Annotated in this window: 17 protein-coding genes; 7 read left to right on the top strand and 10 right to left on the bottom strand. The window is 36.7% G+C overall.

The features are described 5' to 3' along the window. The first annotated feature begins 1 nt into the window (after position 1). A complete protein-coding gene (locus tag AC5LXV_RS11535) occupies positions 2 to 1,360 on the top strand; it encodes a DUF3482 domain-containing protein (protein WP_493466500.1) in 1,359 nt (452 codons plus the stop codon). After that, complete coding sequence (locus tag AC5LXV_RS11530) at positions 1,308 to 1,832, top strand: C40 family peptidase (RefSeq protein ID WP_110433269.1); 525 nt, start codon at positions 1,308 to 1,310, stop codon at positions 1,830 to 1,832. Before AC5LXV_RS11535 ends, AC5LXV_RS11530 begins: the two co-directional genes overlap by 53 nt. A gap of 144 nt (positions 1,833 to 1,976) precedes the next feature. Here AC5LXV_RS11530 and nifJ read toward each other — a convergent pair whose 3' ends face one another. From nifJ to rsmE, 7 genes are all read right to left on the bottom strand, one after another. Further along, on the bottom strand, positions 1,977 to 5,519 hold the full coding sequence (gene nifJ / locus AC5LXV_RS11525) for a pyruvate:ferredoxin (flavodoxin) oxidoreductase (RefSeq protein ID WP_493466499.1): 3,543 nt from the start codon (positions 5,517 to 5,519) through the stop codon (positions 1,977 to 1,979). Between the two features lie 313 nt (positions 5,520 to 5,832). Next, positions 5,833 to 6,870: a phosphoribosylformylglycinamidine cyclo-ligase gene (purM, locus tag AC5LXV_RS11520; protein WP_493444884.1), complete on the bottom strand. Its 1,038-nt coding sequence runs from the start codon at positions 6,868 to 6,870 to the stop codon at positions 5,833 to 5,835. 91 nt (positions 6,871 to 6,961) lie between these two features. Further along, positions 6,962 to 7,381, bottom strand: a complete 420-nt coding sequence (gene ruvX / locus AC5LXV_RS11515; protein ID WP_110433272.1) for a Holliday junction resolvase RuvX — start codon at positions 7,379 to 7,381, stop codon at positions 6,962 to 6,964. Between the two features lie 3 nt (positions 7,382 to 7,384). Beyond that, positions 7,385 to 7,942 carry a YqgE/AlgH family protein gene (locus tag AC5LXV_RS11510; protein WP_110433273.1) on the bottom strand — a complete coding sequence of 186 codons (558 nt, stop codon included), beginning with the start codon at positions 7,940 to 7,942 and terminating at the stop codon, positions 7,385 to 7,387. A gap of 20 nt (positions 7,943 to 7,962) precedes the next feature. Beyond that, positions 7,963 to 8,415, bottom strand: a complete 453-nt coding sequence (locus AC5LXV_RS11505; protein ID WP_110423219.1) for a GNAT family N-acetyltransferase — start codon at positions 8,413 to 8,415, stop codon at positions 7,963 to 7,965. A 2-nt stretch (positions 8,416 to 8,417) separates the two neighbouring features. Further along, the gene (gene gshB, locus AC5LXV_RS11500; protein WP_493466498.1) at positions 8,418 to 9,374 is read right to left on the bottom strand and encodes a glutathione synthase; all 957 of its coding nucleotides are present in this window, start codon (positions 9,372 to 9,374) and stop codon (positions 8,418 to 8,420) included. A gap of 214 nt (positions 9,375 to 9,588) precedes the next feature. After that, positions 9,589 to 10,314 (bottom strand): 16S rRNA (uracil(1498)-N(3))-methyltransferase, encoded by a 726-nt coding sequence (gene rsmE, locus AC5LXV_RS11495; protein ID WP_493466497.1) that lies wholly within the window; start codon positions 10,312 to 10,314, stop codon positions 9,589 to 9,591. Positions 10,315 to 10,421: 107 nt separating this feature from the next. On the opposite strand from rsmE, the gene folB reads away from it, so the two are divergent. From folB to AC5LXV_RS11475, 4 genes are read left to right on the top strand one after another with little or no spacing between them, the layout of a single operon-like run. Continuing rightward, positions 10,422 to 10,781 carry a dihydroneopterin aldolase gene (gene folB / locus AC5LXV_RS11490; RefSeq protein WP_110433543.1) on the top strand — a complete coding sequence of 120 codons (360 nt, stop codon included), beginning with the start codon at positions 10,422 to 10,424 and terminating at the stop codon, positions 10,779 to 10,781. Positions 10,782 to 10,800: 19 nt separating this feature from the next. Then, on the top strand, positions 10,801 to 11,820 hold the full coding sequence (locus tag AC5LXV_RS11485) for an MBL fold metallo-hydrolase (protein WP_493466496.1): 1,020 nt from the start codon (positions 10,801 to 10,803) through the stop codon (positions 11,818 to 11,820). 50 nt (positions 11,821 to 11,870) lie between these two features. Beyond that, positions 11,871 to 12,077 carry a hypothetical protein gene (locus AC5LXV_RS11480; RefSeq protein WP_110433277.1) on the top strand — a complete coding sequence of 69 codons (207 nt, stop codon included), beginning with the start codon at positions 11,871 to 11,873 and terminating at the stop codon, positions 12,075 to 12,077. 1 nt (position 12,078) lies between these two features. Then, positions 12,079 to 12,507, top strand: coding sequence for an EamA family transporter (locus AC5LXV_RS11475; RefSeq protein ID WP_493466495.1), 429 nt, complete (start codon positions 12,079 to 12,081; stop codon positions 12,505 to 12,507). Here the strand turns inward: AC5LXV_RS11475 and moeA are convergent. From moeA to rsmI, 3 genes are all read right to left on the bottom strand, one after another. After that, positions 12,499 to 13,725 carry a molybdopterin molybdotransferase MoeA gene (gene moeA / locus AC5LXV_RS11470; RefSeq protein ID WP_493466494.1) on the bottom strand — a complete coding sequence of 409 codons (1,227 nt, stop codon included), beginning with the start codon at positions 13,723 to 13,725 and terminating at the stop codon, positions 12,499 to 12,501. The genes AC5LXV_RS11475 and moeA overlap by 9 nt on opposite strands. Positions 13,726 to 13,867: 142 nt before the next feature. Then, positions 13,868 to 14,959: a redox-regulated ATPase YchF gene (ychF, locus tag AC5LXV_RS11465; RefSeq protein WP_110433280.1), complete on the bottom strand. Its 1,092-nt coding sequence runs from the start codon at positions 14,957 to 14,959 to the stop codon at positions 13,868 to 13,870. A gap of 171 nt (positions 14,960 to 15,130) precedes the next feature. After that, a complete protein-coding gene (rsmI, locus tag AC5LXV_RS11460; RefSeq protein WP_493444879.1) occupies positions 15,131 to 15,958 on the bottom strand; it encodes a 16S rRNA (cytidine(1402)-2'-O)-methyltransferase in 828 nt (275 codons plus the stop codon). Between the two features lie 370 nt (positions 15,959 to 16,328). On the opposite strand from rsmI, the gene AC5LXV_RS11455 reads away from it, so the two are divergent. Beyond that, entirely contained in the window at positions 16,329 to 17,327 is a 999-nt protein-coding gene (locus tag AC5LXV_RS11455; protein ID WP_493460036.1) for a peptidoglycan DD-metalloendopeptidase family protein, read from the top strand. Positions 17,328 to 17,422: the final 95 nt, after the last annotated feature.

The following is a 17,422-nucleotide window of genomic DNA, read 5'->3' as shown; positions in this document are numbered from 1 at the left end:
TATGATAACTTCATTAAAATTAGCGATAGTCGGGCATGCAAATTTTGGTAAAACGTCATTGTTACGTGCATTGATTCGTAATAGTCATTTTGGTGAGGTTTCTGATAGGCCTGGCACAACCAGACATGTAGAGTCGATCAAACTGCCTTTAGCCGATAATACCGACATAACCTTTTATGATACCCCTGGATTTGAAGACAGTTTGGCGCTTTATGATTATATTAATCGGTTGGTTCCACAAAATACTAAACTTGACGGTATTGATAAATTAACGCTATTTTTACAAAGCCCTGAAGCTGAAAACCTATTTAACCAAGAAGCTAAAGTGATTCGACAGGTGTTAAATTGTGATGCAGCTATTTATGTGATCGACGTGCGAGAGACCGTTCTACCTAAATATCACGATGAATTAGCTATTTTAGCTAATAGTGATAAACCAATTCTTGCCGTACTTAACTTTGTTTCAGCTGAAGAACAAAATGAAAAAGAATGGAAAAGGCTACTTTCAAGAATGGGAATTCATGCTATCATTGGGTTTAACGCGGTATTTCCACCATTAGATGGTGAAGAAAAATTATACAAAAGCTTGGCGTTACTGATTGAACCAGCCAAAAAAATATTGGATAATTGGTTGGTTAACATTGCTGAAATTCGTGAATCACGTAATCATACAGCTAATTTGATTATTGCCGAAACATTAGTCGACGTGACTGCTTTTTATGAAATGGCTAAATCTGATGATAAACAAGCTGTAGCTGATATGCAAAATAAAGTCAGAAAACGTGAACAGAAAGCAATTAATGATTTATTGAAACTCTATCAATTCGATTCAACTCAAGAAAGTGAAGAGAATCTGCCTTTAATTAAAGGCAGATATAATGCAGATTTATTTAATATTGATGCGTTAAAAATGATGGGGATTCATTTGACTAAAGGTTTTGTGTCAGGAGCGACAATTGGTGCAAGCATCGATTTAGCTACCGGTGGATTATCATTTGGTTCCGCCGCATTAATAGGTGCTGCTGTTGGCAGTTTGATGCAAACAGCAAAGCATTATGGTTCTAGAATGCGTTATCAGCTTTCTGGATATAGTAAACTAAGTGTTGATGATGCGATTATTTGTTTTCTTTCTATACGATTAGTTCGGCTTAAAGAAAGTTTAAATTATCGTAGTCATGCTAATCTTAGCCCAGTTAGGTTGTCCAAATTAGACAAGAACGAGTGGCAAAAAGGTGTTCTGCCGAAAAGTTTAAAGGTAGCAAGACGTTATTCGCATTGGTCGACTTTAAGTAAAGGAACAAAAAGAAATGACAAAAAAAGACAATCGATTATTAACGATGTTGCACAACAATTGCAATAGAGTTAAAAAGCGATTTTCAATAATTACTTTGATTTTATCGATATTCTTATTATTTGGTTGTGGTACTAGTCAAGGTAAGATGTCTGTGAAGTCTGATCCTGTAATGTTGACAAAAATTGAACAACATTACAATAAATGGAAGAAAACTCCCTATCGTTATGGTGGAACCACGCTAGCCGGTAGTGATTGTTCGGCTTTAGTAATGAATTTTTTTAAAAATAAATTATCAAAAAATCTACCGAGAACTGCTGCAGAACAAGCTAAATTAGGTTATCAAGTGACTAAGCCTAAGGCGGGTGATTTAGTATTCTTTAAAACCGGACGTAGTAATAGTGGTTTACATGTAGGTATCTATTATGCTGATGGTCGATTTTTACATGCTTCCACCTCAAAAGGTGTTATCTACTCTAATTTGAATGATACCTATTGGAAAAAACACTATTGGATGACTCGCCGTGTAACAGGTAGTTAAAAAGATTTATATTGCTAAAAAATAAAAAACTCTCTATAGGTTAACTTTAGAGAGTTTTTTATTTCTCAAAAAATTTCAATTTTACTAAATCTGTTTTTAATGAAGTTAAACGGATTAGTTTAGTAAACCAATCCGTTTTTAAATTTAACTATCTGCTGGCGTTTCTATATCAGAATAGGTGGCTAGCATCTGTAAGAATTTAAATTTAGAGTTCACCATTTTAGCTGATTGCGTATGTAAGGTATTGGCAATCACAGGTTCGAGCGTTTCTAAACGGCGGAAACGTTGTTCTCTGAGTAATACATCGGTTAATGATTCGCTATTTGGTGCTTTTGAATCTAATGCTAAACCTGGTTTACCTTCTAGTGCACGACGAGGATCGTAACGATATAGTGGCCAAAAACCAGATTTAACCAAATCTTTCATTTGTTCATGAGATTTAGATAAATCATAGCCATGCTCTTCACAAGGACTATAAGCAATAACAAGAGAAGGACCGTCATAGGCTTCAGCTTCTTGTAAGGCTTTAAGTGTTTGGTTCAATTGTGAACCTAATGCAACTTGAGCGACGTAAACATGACCGTACATCATTATACTTACCCCCAGATCTTTTCGGGCTTTATTTTTACCTAAATCAGCAAATTTAGATACCGCCCCCATTGGGGTTGCTTTTGATTGTTGGCCACCGGTATTTGAGTAGCATTGAGTATCAAGTACTAAAATGTTAACATTTTCGGTTAAACTCATTACATGGTCGAGTCCTCCAAAACCGATATCATAAGCCCAACCATCACCGCCAATTGCCCAGACTGACTTGTCGATCAGGTAGTCGGCATTCTGCATTAGCTCTTTAGCTTCTGACGAGCTTAAATGCGCTAATTGTTGACGCAATAAATTGACTTGCTTACGTTTTTCATCAATGGAAAGATCCGATGATTGTAAACTCATTACAATCTCTGGTGAAATTTCACCAGCGACATGTTCCAGTAAACGTAACGCCCGTTTTTTATGTTGGTTATAGGTAATTCGATAACCAAGGGCAAACTCAGCATTATCTTCAAATAATGAGTTAGCCCAAGCTGGACCACGACCACTACGATCGGTAGTATATGGAGATGACGGTAAATTACCGCCATAAATTGATGAACAACCGGTCGCATTGGCAATAGCCAGATGGTCACCATATAGCTGTGTTAGTAACTTAATATAAGGTGTTTCACCACAACCAGCACATGCTCCAGAATATTCAAATAATGGGGTTAATAGTTGTGATGTTCTTATATCTATTCGTTCGAGTGTTGTAATCTCACGATCAGGTAGGGCAGTAAAGTAGTTGTAGTTGTCTCGTTGTGTTTCAAGATTATCGATGCGTGATTGCATATTGATTGCTTTGATATCAAAGTTATTGCGATCACGTGATGGACAAACTTCAACACACAACTTACATCCGGTACAATCTTCTGGGGCAACTTGTAATACATAACGTTGACCTTTCATGTCTCGTGCTTTTACTTCAAGTGAGCTTAGTGATTCTGGTGCATTGACCATATCATCAGGTGTTACTACTTTGGCTCGAATAGCGGCGTGCGGACAAGCTACCACACAATGGTTACATTGGGTACAAAGTTCAGGTTTCCAAATTGGAATTTCTTCAGCAATATTACGTTTTTCCCATTTGGTCGTACCAACAGGCCATGTTCCATCCGGCGGGAAGGCTGAAACTGGTAAGGTATCACCTAAACCAGCTAACATGGTAGCCGTTACCATCTTAACAAAATCAGGTGCATTACTTGGCACGATAGGTGGTCGCGAAGGGCTACTTTGATCAACACAACTTAACGGAATTTGTTCAAGAGACGCGATAGCCAAATCAAGCGCTTTCCAGTTATTTTCAACAATATCTTGCCCTTTACTGCTGTAACTTTTGGCAATAACTTCTTTTAGCTGATTAATACTGAAATCATTTTTGAATATTTCCGATAAATGGAAGAATGCGGCTTGCATTACGGTATTAATTCTTGTCCCTAAATTACATTCTCGAGCAATTCTAGCCGCATTAATTATATAAAAATGTGCTCTTTTCTTAATTAGTTGGACTTGTACTTCCTTAGGTAATCGATGCCAAATCTCATCCTTGCTATAAGGTGTATTTAACAAGAAGATACCGTCGTCTTTTAATCTTTCGACGATTTGGTATTTATCGATAAACTGATCTTGATGACAACCGATAAAATGTGCGCTAGTGATTAAATAGGGAGAATCAATTGGCTCAAGGTTTACTCTCAGGTGAGAAGTGGTTAAACCGCCAGCCTTTTTCGAGTCATAAACAAAATAACCTTGAACATAAAATGGTGAGCTATCACCAATGATTTTGATATTATTTTTAGTCGCAGATACCGTTCCATCACTTCCCAAACCATAAAATAGGGCTTCGAGGGCGGATTTTTGCGGTATAGATTGTTCGGGTAACGGTAATGACAAACCGGTAATATCATCGTAAATGCCAACAGTAAAGCGAGGTTTTGGCATGTCAGTTGTTAATTCGTTAAATATCGCTAATACACAGCGAGGATCGAACTCTTTTGATGATAAACCATAACGACCACCAATAATTTTTGGCAAATAATCGCGTTCACCACGAGAAAAGCTTTCCGCAAATGCGGTCATTACATCTAAATAAAGTGGTTCAGCTTGAGCTCCTGGCTCTTTGGTGCGATCCATCACCGCGATTTTTTTCACGCTTTGCGGAATAATATCAAGAAGATGTTTTGCTGAAAAAGGGCGGAATAATCTAACGATGACTAGACCAACTTTTTCATCGTTTTTGATAAGATGATCGACCACTTCTTTGGTTGTACTGACACCAGAGCCCATGATGACAATAATACGCTCAGCATCTTTTGCGCCATAATATTCGAAAGGTTGATATTTTCTTCCGGTCTCTTTTGCAAATGCTTGCATCGCATCAACAACATGATGGTAAGCATTTTCATAATACGGATTAACCGCTTCACGACATTGGAAGTAAGTATCCGGATTGGCTGAAGTTCCGCGTATTACCGGTTTATCTGGAGTTAATGCTCTAGCTCGAAACGCATCTATTGCTTCGGTGGGTAATAACTGCCGAATTTGGTCATCACTAATTGGATGAATTTTATTAACTTCATGTGATGTTCTAAAGCCGTCGAAAAAGTGGACAAATGGTACTCGGCTGTTAAGGGTTGCTATTTGCGAAATCAACGCCAAATCTTGGGCCTCTTGTACCGAGCTAGAACAAAGCATAGCGAACCCCGTTTGCCTGATTGACATGACATCTGAGTGATCACCAAAAATAGATAACGCATGAGTTGCAACAGTACGAGCGGCAACATGTAAAACAAAGGGGGTTAACTCTCCGGCTATTTTATATAGCGAAGGAATCATTAATAGTAAACCTTGGGAAGAGGTAAACGATGTTGCTAATGCGCCCGTCATTAAAGCACCGTGCACGGTTGATATTGCACCGGCTTCGGATTGCATCTCTACCACTTTTGGCGTATCACCAAATACATTGGGTTTATTAAAGTCTGCCCATGTACTTGCTTGCTCAGCCATGGATGAACTTGGTGTAATTGGATAAATAGCAATGACTTCGTTTGCACGATATGCGACAGATGACACCGCACTATTAGCATCTGATATGATCATTAAAAAACCTTGTATTTTATAGTGTTATGACATTACTTCATTATTATACTTTTGGCTATTGTACCAGAAAGTCTGATAGCTTTTAGTTATTTTTATGTTAAATTTTTCGTTGTAGCTGGTCGTTTTTAATCACAACTAAGGAAATTATTAGCTGTAAACTGTAGAGAAAAAATTAATTACTGAGCTAATTAAAAGCGTTAATAGCTATGAAGATTTTTAACGTCTGAATTATGCTTAGTCATGATAGGCAGCACTTATGTAAAAATTTATATTATCCAACTAGTTGTAGTTGAATAATATAAAAAAAGAGGCGTTATTTTATAATTACTCGCTCAGCGGATGATGACGTTTTTATTTCACCTAATAGCCATGCTTTTTCACCATGTTGATTAAGTAACTGGATAGCTTGGTCTACTGACTGTTTTGGTAAAGCGATAATTAAACCGACACCGCAGTTAAATGTTCGATACATTTCATGACGGCTTACGTTACCAGCCTGTTGTAGCCAGTTGAAGATGGCCGGCCATTGCCAACTAGATTCATCAATAATCGCTTGAGTGTTATCCGGTAAAACTCGAGGAATATTTTCCCAAAAACCACCACCGGTAATATGGGCAATTGCATGAACGTCGATTTTTGTAATCAAATCTAACACTGATTTGACGTAAATTTTAGTTGGAGCAAGTAAATGATCGGCTAATGGTTTGCCATCCAATTGCTCTGTAGCAGGGTTTACACCACTGACTTCAATTATTTTACGCACCAAAGAATAACCATTGGAATGAGCACCACTTGATGCAAGGGCAATTAATGCATCACCATCTTGTACTTTACTGCTATCAATTATTGCCGATTTTTCAACAACACCGACACAAAATCCAGCTAAATCATAATCGTCACCTTGATACATACCAGGCATTTCCGCCGTTTCACCACCAACTAATGCACAACCAGATTGTTTACAACCTTCAGCGATACCTGTAACGACAGTTGCTGCTACATCAACATTGAGTTTACCGGTTGCATAATAATCTAGGAAGAATAATGGTTCTGCCCCTTGAACAATCAAATCATTAACGCACATCGCAACTAAATCAATACCAATTGATTCATGACGATTTAAATCCATCGCAAGACGTAATTTTGTACCAACGCCATCAGTACCTGACACTAAAATAGGTTGCTTATATTTTTGTGGAATTGCACATAGTGCACCAAAACCACCTAGTCCACCCATAACTTCAGGACGTTTGGTCTCTTTTACGACAGATTTAATGCGATTGACCAATTCATTACCAGCATCAATATCGACACCGGCATCTTTATAGCTAAGAGATTTGTTATTTGACACGGGGAGCAGTCCTTACAGTAGAAAAATTGCTGGTTATTTTAGCAAGGATGAAATTTATTGGCGACTAATTATTGCTAAAATAACTCATTGATTAAATGGAATCGTTATTTTCAAACCAACTTTCTAAAATAATAATGGCGGAAGTTGCATCAACATGGCCTTTTTCAAGAGCTCGGTAACCGCGCGAAGCAAAAATATGTGATTTTGCCTCAACAGTTGATAATCGTTCATCTTGTAGATGTACTTGATAACCAAACATACCATGCAAGCGATTAGCAAATTTACGTGCTCTAGCTGTTAAAGGTTGTTCTGTTCCATCCATATTTAGTGGCAAGCCTACCACTAAATAATCTGGTTGCCAGTCGTTGAGTACTTTTTCAATAGATTGCCAATTGGGTATGCCATCACGCGCTTTGAATGAACAAAGCGGATTTGCTGTTTTAGTAATATCTTGGCCAATAGCCGCCCCTATACTGGCCGTACCGAAATCAAAAGCTATAATGGTAGCCATGGTTTATGCATTACCCATTTGATGAGAAATCGTACTGATATTAATACCCAATGCTTCAGCGGCTTTTTTCCAACGATCTTCAATAGCAACTTCAAAAATAATTTGTGGATCAGCTTTAGTGACTAACCAATCATTTTTGGCGACTTCATCTTCAAGTTGCAAAGAGTACCAACTGGAGTAGCCTAGCGCTAAAAAGATATCTTTCGGTTGTTCAGGTGAGCCGATTGATTTCAATGCATCAAGTGATGTGGTTATCATAACATCGTCAGAAATTTGTATACTAGAGGCAAATCCCTGATGCGGTGTATGTAGGATAAATCCTTGCTCATCAGCAAGAGGTCCTCCACAAAATACTGGATGCTCAAGCTCAGCACAACTTTTTGAGGCGGTGATTTCGAGCCGAGACAACACAGTTTCAACATTGAGTTCTAAAATAGGCTTATTAACAATAATGCCCATCGCACCATCTCGATTATGTTCACAAATATACACCACAGAACGACTAAATATAGAATCATGAACTGTTGGCATAGCAATAATAAAATGATTTTTTAAATTCATACGCTCACATTGTAGTTAAATTATAATGCACATTTACCAATTTTGACTTTATGTTCAACATTACAACGCATTAATACTTCAGGATAATTGGTTTCCTCATTGATGGATTCCCCAACAATTGCAAAATCTTGTGATAAATAAAAGTTTATCGCATCACTATTTTGCTTATATACATGAACTGATAGTTCTTTGTGGTGCTGTTTGGCTTTTTCTAATAGCGCCGAACCAGTACCTTGATGTTGAGAGTTTTTTTCAACAAACAATCCAGAAATATAATTTTCAGTCAAACCGATAAAACCGACAACACCATTAATATCTTGTACATAAATCGTCGACATTGGAATCAACATTTTAACTATATCGTAATTCTGTTTAAAAAATTCAGGATCTATAAAATTGTGGGCCTGCTCGTTACCTTGTAGCCATAAATTCATTATGGCATCTAAATCTTTTGCTTGGTATTCTCTAATCATGTTTAACTCTTTTTATTTAATCTTAATTCAATCGCATCCATTAAAAGCCCTGTGATTGATAAATCAGGATGAGCAGCTTCAATTTCTCGTACACAAGTTGGGCTAGTGACGTTTATCTCAGTTAACTTATCACCAATGATATCAAGCCCTACAAATAACAGTCCTTTCTGTTTTAATGTTGGTCCAATACTGTTGGCAATTTTCCAATCACTATCGCTTAAAGCTCTTACTTCACCATGTCCACCAGCGGCTAAGTTTCCTCGTGTTTCACCTTTTTGCGGTATCCGTGCTAAACAATAAGGAACAGGGACACCGTCGACAACTAATACCCGTTTATCACCATCTTTGATGGCGGGTATAAAGTTTTGAGCCATACAATAACGGTGGTTATGTTCAGTAAGCGTTTCAATAATAACGGAGATATTTGGATCATCTTGTTTGATCCTGAAAATTGAAGAACCGCCCATACCATCAAGTGGTTTTAAAATAATATCTTGATACTGCTGATGAAAAGCCTTAATTTGTGATGTTTGGCGAGTAACTAAGGTTTCTGGTGTAAATTCAGCAAACCAGGCCGTAAATAATTTTTCATTACAATCACGTAGGCTTTGTGGTTTGTTTACCACTAAAACACCTTTTTCCTCGGCGCGCTCTAAAATATAGGTCGCATAGATAAATTCGGTATCAAAAGGTGGATCTTTACGCATTAATATTACGTCAAGTTCACTTAAAGCTATTGTTTGATCATCACCTAAATCAAACCAATGTTCACTGTTATTATGCACCGTTAATGTTCGAGTGGTAGCACTTGCTTCACCATTACGTAAAAACAGATCATTCATCTCCATATAATAAAGTTGATAACCTCGCTTTTGTGCCTCGAGTAGCATAGCAAAGCTGGTATCTTTCTTTAATTTGATATGACTAATGGGATCCATAACAATACCAAGTTTGATCATGGTGACTCCTTACTGATTTTATTTGATGGTACTAATTTTTGATTGTAGTAAATTTGGTGTTGATGACCTGCATGCTTTTCTACCTATTCAATAAATCTTATACGAAATTAGGGTAGAGGGTGGTGTTAGCAAGAGTAATCAAATTTGCAACTATCATACTCGTTACCGATTAATAAGCAAAGCAATCATTTGTTAACTTATTCATTTTAAGTAATTAACCTAAATCACCTAGACGAACCTGAAGGGCGGTTATTGCTGTGAGCGCAGCGGTTTCAGTACGTAAAACCCGCGGTCCGAGTAAAATATCAGTAAACTGATATTGATGTGTCATTTGAATTTCTTCATCAGACAGTCCACCTTCTGGTCCAATTAATAAACTCAGATTTTTATTATCAGTGGGTAATTGATTAATCCCTTTTTCGGCTTTGGGATGTAAGTTTATTTTTAAACTGTTCGTTAAACTAGCGCACCAATTTTCCAATTTTATTACTGGATTTATGGTTGGGACGATGTTACGGCCACATTGTTCACATGCTGAGATGACAATTTTTTGCCATTGTTGCACTTTTTTTTCTAGCCTTTCTTGATCAAGTTTGACACCACAACGTTCAGAAAGTAACGGTGTTATGGTTGTGACCCCTAATTCAACTGATTTTTGAATGGTAAATTCCATTTTATCACCACGAGAAATAACTTGTCCTAAATGGATATTTAGTGGTGATTCACGATCATCTAGGACAGTATTGGCAGTTTTTACCACAACCGTCTTTTTGTTCACTTCTTGGATCACAGCGGGAGTAATATGGTTAGAACCATCAAATAAAGTTATGGATTCGCCGGGCTTCATTCTTAAAACACGGATCAGATGATTAAATGCATTATCATCTAAAGTTATTAAACTATTTTGATTAATCGAGTAGGGCTGAAAAATTCGCGTCATATAAACTATTATTTACTATAATTTGCAATAAATTATAGCGTAATTTATTAAGTTTCGGTAATCTCTATTTTAAATATTAGTAATATATGGAATTAAATATGACCTTGATGATTACAGATAGAGTACTAATTGAATCACTAACGGTTTATACCACAATTGGCGTCTATGATTGGGAGAAAACCATAAAACAAAAGTTAGTTCTTGATTTAGAAATTGCTTGGGATAATAAGCCAGCAGGAAAAAGCGATAAAGTTGAGTTTTGTTTAGACTATTTTGTGGTTTGCCAATCGATAACTTCATTTATTGAAGCTAATAAATTTGAACTAATCGAAACGGTAGCCGAACGTGTTGCAGAATTAGTCATTGCACAATTTTCAGTACAATGGTTAAAAATAAAAGTTTCAAAACCAGATGCTATTGCCAATGCTGGTAATGTTGCTGTGCTAATTGAACGTAGTGCTAATTAACCTCAACAAGATTAAATTAATGAGTAAACAAAACAAACTACTGAATGAGTCACTTAATAAACTAACTGATATGTCACATCATAAAGCTAGAGGATTTGATAATATCGAACCTTTTTCGATTAGATTAATTGATGCTTTGCGTTGGCGGATTAAACGTAAAGTCTTACCACCAAAAGCGGGATATCACGCATTTAATCAAACTTGGTGTAGCTCAATTGATATTAGCCTAGAAGGAAATAGAGTTTGGTGGATAGGTCATTCAACTACGTTGATAAGACTTAAAAACAAATGGATATTAACCGATCCAGTTTTTTCTAACCGAGTATCGCCGTTTCAATTTATCGGCCCAAAACGACGAACCCAGCCGGCCATTACTATTGATCAATTACCTATGGTTGATGTGGTTGTGATATCGCACAATCATTATGATCATCTTGATTTTAACAGTATTCGGCAACTTATAACACGTTTTCCACAAATGACTATTTTGGTTCCTTTAGGGCTCAAAGCAAAATTGAAAAAGTGGGGAGCGAAGCAAATTATTGAGTTAGACTGGTGGCAATCTATAAATACTCATGAGATAACATTTACTGCTACCCCAGCAAAACATTGGAGTAATCGTGGTGTTTTTGATGTAAATAAAGCCTTATGGTGTGGTTGGGTAATGCAAACTGATATCGATAATCCATTGTTAACCAAAACCATTTACTTTATGGGGGATACCGGTTATTCAGCGAGTTTAAAAAAAATTGCTGACCGATTTAAACAGATCGACCTAGCGCTGATACCAATTGGTGCATATGCTCCGCGATGGTTTATGCAATCACAGCACATCGATCCACAGCAAGCATTGCAACTTTATGATGAGTTAAATTGCCAATCGGCTATAGCGATTCATTGGGGCGCTTTTGAATTAGCTGATGAGCCATTAGACGAGCCACCAGCTTTATTAAATTCATTAAAGGAAGATCGAGTTTTTCATTTATTAAAAATAGGTGATAGCTTAGCTATCAATCCGTTTAATAATGCATTAAAATAATCCACAATAATAATTTTAAATAACATTTTGACATTTGAGAGGGAAATAAGATGAAATCGGTAATTCTTGCTCTAACTTGCATTACGCTAAGCTTAAGTTTAATGGCTTGTGGTGGTAAAAATGATGAAGGCAAACAATATCATTGGTCAAAAGCACATGGCGTACTTGAAGATTGTCGTGGCGTGATGAGTAAATCAGCACAATGTCAAAAAAATTCAAACAATCAACAATACTTAATCCAAATCGATAGGTATTAATATGAGTCCTTGGCTTATTTATGCCTTGTTATCGGCGATTACCGCGGCGGCTGTTGCGATTCTCGGTAAGATTGGTTTACAACATCTTGACGCTAATACCGCCACTGCAATTCGGGCAATTGTCATGGCGATATTCTTGGTTGGTGTGGTAGTAGTACAAGGAAAGCTAAATTTAATCAATACGTTTTTTAACGACAAAAAGGCACTTTTTATTATTGCATTGAGTGGGGTAGCTGGGGCATTATCATGGTTGTTCTACTTTATGGCAATAAAAGAAGGAAAAGTATCCCAAGTTGCGCCTATTGATAAATTAAGCGTTGTTTTTGCAGTAATTTTTGCCGCTATCATCTTTGGTGAAAAAATTTCATTAATTTCAGCCATTGGTGTTGCCATGATTGCGGCAGGTGCCGTTTTAGTTGCGCTATTTTAATAAACTATTAAATAGCTCAACTGTCACCAATTCCCCTTGAGCAACATTGCCTCTATCTTGTTCAAGTACAATAAAGCAATTGGCGTGGTTAAATGATTGGGTTAGATGCGATCCTTGTTGACCTGTTGAAACCACTTCTAGCTCACCGTCAGAATTGATTTGCAACCTGCCACGTTGAAAATCTAAGCGACCAACACTTTTTTTAAGATTAGTTGCTGTTTTTACTTTAAACGACAGCGTATCATTGCTTAAATTCTGTCCGGAAAGTGCAACAATCAAAGGTTGAACTAACTGATAAAATGTCACTAAAGTCGAAACAGGATTGCCAGGTAACCCACAAAACAATGCATTACCTATTTTGCCAAAAGCAAACGGTTTGCCTGGTTTTATGGCAATTTTCCAGAAATTAATTTCGCCAAGTTCCGCTAAAGCGGTTTTAGTATAATCTGCATCACCGACAGAAACCCCACCGCTAGTAATCACTAAATCAGCGAGTTTAGATGCGGTTTCTAACGATTGTTTAATTAGGTTTGGATCATCGGCAATAATACCTAAATCGATGATTTGGCAATTTAATTGCGTCAATAATAATTTGAGCGTAAATCGATTACTATCATAAATAGTACTATTATTTGTTAGCGGATTACCTATATCGGATAACTCATCGCCAGTTGAGAAAATAGCGACTTTTAATTTACTAAATACGGTTAATTCTGCTATGCCAAGTGTAGCTAAATTCGATAGTGTCGCAATGGTTAAACGAGTCCCTTCATCTACTACCACTGAACCTTGTTTACTATCTTCACCGATATAACGAATATTGCTGCCTGATTTGATTTCATATGGAAATTTAATACCTGTAGCGGTTGATTCGGTCTGTTCTTGCATAACAACCGCCTCAGCTTCATCAGGAACAGGGGCTCCAGTCATAACACGTAAGCAAGTCCCTATAGGCCAATTTAAATTTGAGATATCATCGCCGGCAAAAATAGTGGTTGCTAACGGTAATGACTTCGACTGATTGATATCTGATAACCGCACCGCATAGCCATCCATAGCTGAATTATTAAAGCTAGGCACATTAATTGGCGAAATCACCGGTTCAGCAGTAACACGATCTAAAGCTGCTAATAACGTCACTTTTTCAGTTGAAGGTTTATGATTTAATGATGCCGCTTCAAGTAAAGCTTTTTTAGCTTGTTCAAAGGTTAATAACATAAATGAAATTCCTTATAATCGTTTGTCCGTTATCGTGATAGATGATAAGTCATTGAGTTTTGAGGGGAAAAAATTACAAATTTTAGTTAATTGTTAAACAAGAAACTAGGTGCCGAACTCTACGGCACCAATTAAAACATAATTAAACGTTAAATAAGAAATTCATAATATCGCCATCTTGCACGATATAATCTTTTCCTTCTGAACGCATTTTCCCAGCTTCTTTTGCCCCTTGTTCGCCACCATATTTAATAAAGTCATCAAAGGCAATGGTTTGCGCACGAATAAAACCTTTTTCAAAATCGGTGTGAATTTTACCAGCAGCTTGCGGCGCAGTATCACCAACAGAAATAGTCCAAGCACGAACTTCCTTAACACCAGCAGTAAAATAAGTTTGTAAATTAAGCAGGCTATAACCAGCGCGAATGACTCTATTTAAACCTGGTTCGGTTAAACCAAGATCTTGCATAAACTCATCACGGTCAGCATCATCTAGCTCAGCAAGTTCGGCTTCAATAGCTGCACAAACTGGTACGACTACGGCTTTTTCTTGTTCGGCAATGGCTTTTACTTTGTCTAGAAAAGGGTTGTTTTCAAAACCATCCTCATTGACATTCGCAATGTACATAGTTGGTTTTAAGGTTAAGAAGCTGAGATATTTAATCGCAGCCAACTCTTCTTTGCTTAAGTCTAAAAGTAATAGTTTTTTACCTTGTTCAAGATGAGGAAGACACTTTTCAAGAATCTCAAGTTCATATTTTGCCTCTTTATCTCCTCCTTTAGCGCGTTTTTGTAAACGGGTAATTGCTCTTTCGCAGGCTTCAAGATCTGCTAATGCCAATTCAGTATTGATGATTTCGATATCTTCAGCCGGATCGATTTTCCCTGCAACATGAACAATGTTTTCGTTTTCAAAGCAACGAACAACATGGCCAATTGCTTCGGTTTCACGAATATTCGCTAAGAATTGATTGCCCAGACCTTCACCTTTTGACGCCCCCTTAACTAAACCTGCGATATCAACAAATTCCATCGTCGTTGGTAATGTTCGTTGTGGCTTAACAATTTCCGCTAGTTGATCTAAACGCGGATCGGGCATTGGCACTACACCTGTGTTTGGTTCGATAGTACAAAACGGAAAGTTAGCCGCTTCAATACCAGCTTTAGTTAATGCATTAAAAAGCGTTGACTTGCCCACATTAGGTAGACCGACAATTCCACATTTAAATCCCATATTATTTATTACCTTGTGTTATGAAAATCTTAATAATAGGCGCTAATTATATACTAAATCGAGCTCATTGTGCCAATGCTGACGTGGTTTAAAAAAAGTTTAATCAAATCAATAGAGAATATTGCTAAAAATTGATTATCAAAATCAGATAATTAACTGTCAGATATTTTTTTAATTTTCAAAGGTTAAACCGAGTTGATATAACTGATTCTTTTTCAGTCCATATATTTCAGCCGTTATTGCCGCCGCTTTTTTCAATGGTAACTCTTTGAGCAGTAGTTTTAGCGTATTAATTGCTTTTGGATCAATTGCATCAGCAGTTTTATTATTACCCTCGACAATCAGTACAAATTCCCCTTTTTGGCGATTACTATCTTCCTGTAACCAATTAATCAGATCTAATATGGAAAAATTGACGATAGTTTCCCAAGTTTTAGTTAGCTCTTTGGCTAGCACGATCTGCTTATCACTTCCCCAAATGGTTTGCATATCCTGCAAGGTATCTAAAAGTCGATGTGTCGATTCATAAAAAATCATCGTTCTTGGTTCATCTAGTAATGTAGTTAGATAATCTTGTCGGGCTTTTGTTTTGGCGGGTAAAAATCCTTCATAACTGAATTTATCAGAAGGCAAACCAGAAGCAGATAGCGCTGCGATAGCAGCACAAGCACCGGGAATAGGTACCACATTAATATTATTTTCACGGCAAGCTTTAACTAAATGATAACCAGGATCATTAATTAATGGTGTTCCTGCATCCGATATTAAAGCAATGGATAAACCTGATTTTAGTTTTTCAATCAATAGTTGTGACTTTTCTTGCTCATTATGATCATGTAAGGCGAAGAGTTTGGCTTTAATTGCCAAATGTTGTAAAAGTAGTCCACTATGACGGGTATCTTCAGCGGCAATTAGATCAACTTGTTTAAGCGTATTAATGGCACGCAGTGTAATATCTTCTAAATTTCCAATAGGGGTTGCAACAATATATAGAGTCATTATTTCAGATTTTTGTCGATTTTAAGCAAGAAATATACTATACCAAACATTGATTGTATATACTGTTAATAGCGAAAATCGCCTTAGCGGCAATCAATTAATTAAGAGTATCTTTTAGATAATTGTTAACTTGATTATTAATTGGCAGATTTAATGCTGGTTAATAATTATACTTTTGCGTTTAATTATACTATATTATGTGATAATAAATTGCGAATTTTGATGAATTTCTAGCTGTTAACTAATAAATCAGCATTTTTAGAAGTGATTTTATTGATTTAGCTTATCAGTAATTAATATAATAGCAATTTGTTATAAAAACGATAAAATATGTTTATTAAAACTATACGAATTAATGAAAGGTGTAATTGTGAAAAAAGTTATCACATTAAGTTGTTTAAGTCTGATGATTGCTGCGTGTACGCAAACTAATCCAGCAGAAATAGAAGATATCTCTGTTAGTCAGGGCTCTTCAACCTCATCGGTTTATTCTAAGCCGCCTAAAGATATTTCTACTGGTAGTCGAGGGGCGTCCTCTTCGACTTATCCTACAGCAACAACAGCTTCTCGTTCTTCAACGGCGACTAGCTCTAACCCTGATCAAGAACAAGTTGTTACATCTACTGAGCGTATTGTTTATAATCGAGATTATAATAATATCCCTAAAGGGGGATATAAAGGCGATACCTATACTGTTAAACGAGGTGATACATTATTTTATATTGCTTGGGTAACTGGTAATGATTATCGTGCACTAGCTGCTAAAAATAACATTAAAGAACCTTATGCAGTTAATGTAGGTCAAGTACTTGATGTAAGTGGTAGTACCACGATTGTTAAAACTAAAAAAACTACATCAACTCCGGTTAAAACGACAACTGTTCAAACGACAACAGTTAAAACTCCAAGCGTAGAAACTACTACGGTTGAAACAATTAGCGAACCAGTTTCTCAACCGACGACACCAGCTAAGCAGCCAACTCAGACCAGTACAACATCTAATGTGGCCAATATTAGATGGCAATGGCCGGCACAAGGGAAGATTATTGAAAAATTTTCAAACTCGACTAAAGGTATTGATATTTCAGGTGTTTTAGGTGATAAGGTGGTTTCTGCAGCTGATGGGCGAGTGGTTTACTCTGGTAATGCATTGCCTGGTTATGGTAACTTAATTATAGTGAAACACAACGATGACTATTTAACAGCCTATGCGCATAACCAAACTATTTTAGTTAAAGAGCAACAAAATGTTCGAGCAGGTGAACAAATTGCCACAATGGGCGCAACCGGGACCTCATCAGTAAGATTGCATTTTGAAATTCGTTATAAAGCGCAATCAGTCGATCCATTAAAATACTTATCAAATTAGTAAGTATTTTAAATAAATAAAAATGATTAAAACATTAAAAATGTACTAATTAAAACGTACATTTTTAATGAAAACCAAATTCATTTATCCATTTT

Source organism: Gilliamella sp. LMG 34359 (genome assembly GCF_984569085.1).
The sequence above is the reverse complement of the archived record's forward strand: the minus strand, read 5'-3'. Positions and strand labels throughout refer to the sequence as shown.